A 4300-nucleotide genomic window follows, 5' to 3' on the forward strand; every position below is an offset into this window, starting at 1 on the left:
GAACCCGGCGACCGCCGACAAAATCAACAGACTTCCATCTATTCGTAGGATCGAATCGGTTGTATACTTCCTTTGCCATCGTTACCCTCCTTACAGCTCCAAAATATACTCAATGCTTTCGCGATGGGTGACTTCCCGTTGCAGTGGCGATTGATTCGTTACAGCTAACAGGAAACCCATATCCTTCACTTCATCCGGTTTGACTACCTGTTTATTTACCGGTGACCCATCTACCAAGATCGTGCCCGCGTATACTCCTGTTTGACGATAATTACATATTGGAAACTCGTCATACCTCAACCATGCCTGTACATATAGCCAACGGCAATCCATTGCCCGCGCTTCAACTTCCTCAATGAGGCGCCACTTCTGGCCAAGTTGTATGATCGTTCCATTTGTATCGTCTGGCGTTACAAACCTCACTTGGTCAGCTCGCTTCAACGCAACAATCTCTGTCATGGTCTGACCATAGGAGACATCTGGAACCTTCTCAGGGTTTTCAGGATTCCACGGAGACGTTTTTCCCACAGCGATAAACACATTCTTGTCCTTGAACAGATTAAAGGTCTGATACGTTTTCATGCCTTTTACATCACTTGTTTTTGAAGGCAACTCCTACACCCCCTATATTGTTTTCGTAACCTTTGATTGTTGAATATAGAACACTTCGTCAGCAAATGTTACGTCATCCGTAAAAAATACATTCGGTGACCACCAACTATTGCGGTCATGTTTGATGTTTTGAAATGAATAATGGGAACGCGAGTGGGTTGTCATTTTTTCCTTACCGCTCAACTCATCATCCCCATGGTCAGTGGTAAGGATTGCCCCATATCTATCCATGCTTTGACATGCCGATCCTCGTTCATACTCGATCTTGTGAGATAACGCAATCGAAAATAAATATCGAAAGCCTGCTGGTCCCATTAATTTGACAATTCCTTGTGCTACACCAAGTGTCTCAGGCGTTGTAAAGATGACTGCTGTTAACGGGGCAAATTCCCAACCATCTGCCATTACTCCAAACTCAGAGAGTTCAACACCATCCTCAGGCATGAGGCGATAAGATTCTTGTAAGCCATATCCTTGTGAAAGAATGGATTCAACTGTCATTCTGCCATTGGTTGCTCTTAGCTTTGCAAGCAGGTCCTCATCATCGGCAGCGTCAAGTTCACGCCTCCAAAATTCCAGTGAGTCCTTATGCATCAGATGAAGAAAAAACGCCTTCCAAATGTCGCTATCCATTGGCAAAAAGTCGGCAGCGGCACTCATAATCGTGCGCATATGCCGACTTTTTTTATAGTAACTAGGTAGTTCACTCATTAGAGCATTAACCTGATCTTCGTTCATGTGATCGTCACCACCGCGTCAATTTGAGCATCTGGCCTTAGTGTAATGCTCGCTGTTGGTAATATAATTTTGGCATCCGTTGCGCCAGCCCCAACTAATACAGCAAATATCTGCGCTAAAAATAGCGTTCCTCCGACTCCAATCGAATTGGTATATGCCAGTATTGTTTGTCTGGCTTTTTCTTTGTCTATTCCCGTTACCACAACTTCAATGGGTACAGTTTGTCTACTGACATGTCTAACGACAAGATCAAGCCCTGGTGTTTTACGGCGATCAATTAATTCTCGAACTGTCTCCAATAAGTTAGGGATGGTGCCACCAACAACTAGGTCAGCAGTTCCGATCCCTCTTATCAGGTTCAGTCCCCTTGCGTAGTTTACACCAGGTATTGACAACGCCCAACGCTCATAGTCAGATAGCGCTCCACCACGCTCAGGGTTGCGTTTATGGCGCAATATTCGGTTGCGTAAATCCTCCGTAGGCTCGTTTTTATCCAGAGCTAACCCGTAATCTATTGCCATGAGCTCTAGGTACTTCCTCGTTGCAGTTACAGCAAATGCCTGTTCGATAATCTTGCCTCGTTCCGTCTGATGCTTAAAAAGCGCTTTTGCAATCGGAGCAAGAGCATCGTATATAATCGAGCCTTCACTTCTGTCTACATCTTCTTTGACAGTTAGAAGCATGTCATATAAAATTCGTTCGAAAGTTGAGCTTTCCAAAAAGCTAAGATCAGTTTCAGACATCGATCACCATCTCCAACACCCCTTCCTCGGTTATAATTTCAAAGAAAATTTTCAGGATGTTACTTTCCCACTGGAAGGAGAATTTTTCACACCGTTCTATCCCATGCAAATATTCCAAAGCTTCGCGTACTAATCGCTTCGCCTCTGCCTGTTTCCACGCTCTCGTTCCATCACTCCTAATCACTTCTTTCAGTTCATTCCCATAATCTGAGGAATAAATAGAAAACATATAGCGATCTGTATGTAATGCTTTTGTAGCTTTTTGGAGCAATGCTTCTTCTCCATCAATCATTACTGACTTGCCGTCAGGCCGCACGGCAAACTGCCCTGTTTCGAAATCAAACTTATACGTTCTGAGAACATTTTTAATTGGGCGTAGTTCCTGAGTGGGGCTATCATCTATCACTGGGAAAACCGGAAAAATACTCATGGGCGTTTCACCCTATCTAGGATGTAATAGGCAGAGTCCACAGATAACACGTGAACTTTATCATTTAACTTCAAAACGTCCTCAAATTGCAGTAACAAATAGTTATGTTTAAACGAGGTAAACGGCGCAGCCAAGTCATCCGTGTCTAAAAAATCTTCCTTTTTCATGTCACCCAAATCACGTTCTGCTTTTTCTTGATGGGCAATCGTGACAATTCGTGTATGTCTCGTCAAATGTTCTAAGACAGTAATAAAATCCTTCCCGATCGGTTCTGTCATACCATCTATCAAGATTTTCAAATCGGGTGGAGGCTTAATGACAGTTGCCAACTCTATCCGAATATCCTTTGGGGGTGGATTTGCCCCGCCGGCCCCTTGTGTTTGATTGGCACCTGAAAGCACTTGGGCAAGCTTTTGATAGCCATTCACCTTCCATTCACCTCCATCTGCAAATCGAGTTTCATTTCATGGTAGCCAGGTCGTATCGTATGGCTGTCGCTGAAAACAGTAAACACCCCTTGTAGCTTCGTGACTTCCTCGTAGACTTCAATTTTTGTCCCTGCAATGACGTCATCGATGCCCAAGGAAGTAACGGAAGCCTGCTCCTTAACTCGGCTTAGATTCTGCAATTCTTGCTTAGCCACTTCAATTTTGTTTCCCCGGTCTTCATCTTGTATTTCTATAACCTTAACAAGATGTCCGTACCTTTTAGCGTTGGTAGAATCAACTTCATCATGTAAAACAGAAATGTATTCACTGTCGCTCCCGACCACTCTTACAACTGTTCTCATTTCTGCAATTGATCGTTTACGTTCAGCGTTTAATAGATTGCTTCCCTGTTGGACTTTCCACTGAATCGTTTGCCCTCGCTGTGTTCCGACATAAATCTTCCCTTGGTCAATCCAGCACCAATACCGAACACCAGTAGAGCGGTATACTTGATTGAGGACGTCTCCAACTGCATCCCATACACTCTTTCCGCGAATGACTTGTTTTTCCACGTCAGGCATTGCTCCTATGCCCCCAACGGGAATGCCATGCTGCGCGAAAATGCGTTTTAGAAGCTGATCGGCAGCTTCACCAGTTGAAACCACAGCTACATCGTTATTGAGTAAATAAAAGCCGAAATCATATGCTACTGCGTTGATATCTCCTTTTGCTGTCCTTCCTAAGTCAACAATCATTCCTGTGAAAAGTGAACGTGGAGTGCCGGACATAAAGGAAATCAACTCTATCAGGTCGCCTTCTTCTACATTCACATCAGGCCAAAAGCGATCCCGTCCATTGTTGGTTTTAACAGCCAGAGTACGCTTTGCTTCCTGACGACTTCCGGACCATGTTGCTTCTGAGAAAGGAAGGCGAAGCGCTTGCTTACCCGGCTTTTGGAATCGAACCTCGTAATGATATTTTGGCAGCATCAGTCTCCCACCTTTCCGTCGAAGATTTCATCGTGAATGATACTTGTCAACCAATGATTTTTTTTCTTCTTTTTTCTTGGTGGCTGACACCTTCGCTTTTCGTGTATCCGGTCGTTTCCCTTTACCTGTTGTTTGGAAAGGAATACTCACATCAGTACTCTCCATGGTCACAAACCGATACTCTTTCAATGCCAACTTGAAATCTATGTCAAACCCGTCCCATTCATAAGAAAAATCACGTATGGTCACAGCAGCATTGATTTCACTACCTGTCACCGTAAACCGAATGGGGTAGCCCGAATTTTTCCACCGTTTTAAAGTCTCCACGAATTCTTCGGGAGACGGAAAACCGTCGTATTC

The 4300-nt window shown here is 44.2% G+C and carries 6 protein-coding genes and 1 pseudogene; all 7 read right to left on the reverse strand.

Annotation, left to right across the window (positions count from 1 at the left end; translation table 11 throughout):
- Positions 1 to 90: 90 nt before the first annotated feature.
- Entirely contained in the window at positions 91 to 612 is a 522-nt protein-coding gene (locus ASG16_RS01895; protein WP_241970672.1) for a BW3TFN family phage tail fiber component, read from the reverse strand.
- 12 nt (positions 613 to 624) lie between these two features.
- Entirely contained in the window at positions 625 to 1350 is a 726-nt protein-coding gene (locus tag ASG16_RS01900) for a hypothetical protein (RefSeq protein WP_111914340.1), read from the reverse strand.
- The gene (locus ASG16_RS01905; RefSeq protein WP_056495879.1) at positions 1347 to 2093 is read right to left on the reverse strand and encodes a baseplate J/gp47 family protein; all 747 of its coding nucleotides are present in this window, start codon (positions 2091 to 2093) and stop codon (positions 1347 to 1349) included. The genes ASG16_RS01900 and ASG16_RS01905 overlap by 4 nt, the downstream gene beginning before the upstream one ends.
- Positions 2086 to 2523 carry a DUF2634 domain-containing protein gene (locus ASG16_RS01910; protein ID WP_056495877.1) on the reverse strand — a complete coding sequence of 146 codons (438 nt, stop codon included), beginning with the start codon at positions 2521 to 2523 and terminating at the stop codon, positions 2086 to 2088. Before ASG16_RS01910 ends, ASG16_RS01905 begins: the two co-directional genes overlap by 8 nt.
- Positions 2520 to 2951 (reverse strand): DUF2577 domain-containing protein, encoded by a 432-nt coding sequence (locus ASG16_RS01915; RefSeq protein ID WP_056495876.1) that lies wholly within the window; start codon positions 2949 to 2951, stop codon positions 2520 to 2522. The genes ASG16_RS01910 and ASG16_RS01915 overlap by 4 nt, the downstream gene beginning before the upstream one ends.
- A complete protein-coding gene (locus ASG16_RS01920) occupies positions 2948 to 3940 on the reverse strand; it encodes an XkdQ/YqbQ family protein (protein WP_111914342.1) in 993 nt (330 codons plus the stop codon). Before ASG16_RS01920 ends, ASG16_RS01915 begins: the two co-directional genes overlap by 4 nt.
- A gap of 27 nt (positions 3941 to 3967) precedes the next feature.
- A pseudogene (locus tag ASG16_RS01925) lies at positions 3968 to 4300 on the reverse strand (hypothetical protein); the annotation flags it as partial.

Source organism: Brevibacillus sp. Leaf182, from assembly GCF_001423865.2.
GTDB lineage: Bacteria > Bacillota > Bacilli > Brevibacillales > Brevibacillaceae > Brevibacillus > Brevibacillus brevis_C.

Excerpts from the sequence above, each read along its gene's own strand:
- ASG16_RS01920 (WP_111914342.1), bottom strand. The coding sequence starts at position 3,940 with ATGCTGCCAAAATATCATTACGAGGTTCGATTCCAAAAGCCGGGTAAG.
- ASG16_RS01900 (WP_111914340.1), bottom strand. The coding sequence starts at position 1,350 with ATGAACGAAGATCAGGTTAATGCTCTAATGAGTGAACTACCTAGTTAC.
- ASG16_RS01905 (WP_056495879.1), bottom strand. The coding sequence starts at position 2,093 with ATGTCTGAAACTGATCTTAGCTTTTTGGAAAGCTCAACTTTCGAACGA.
- ASG16_RS01910 (WP_056495877.1), bottom strand. The coding sequence starts at position 2,523 with ATGAGTATTTTTCCGGTTTTCCCAGTGATAGATGATAGCCCCACTCAG.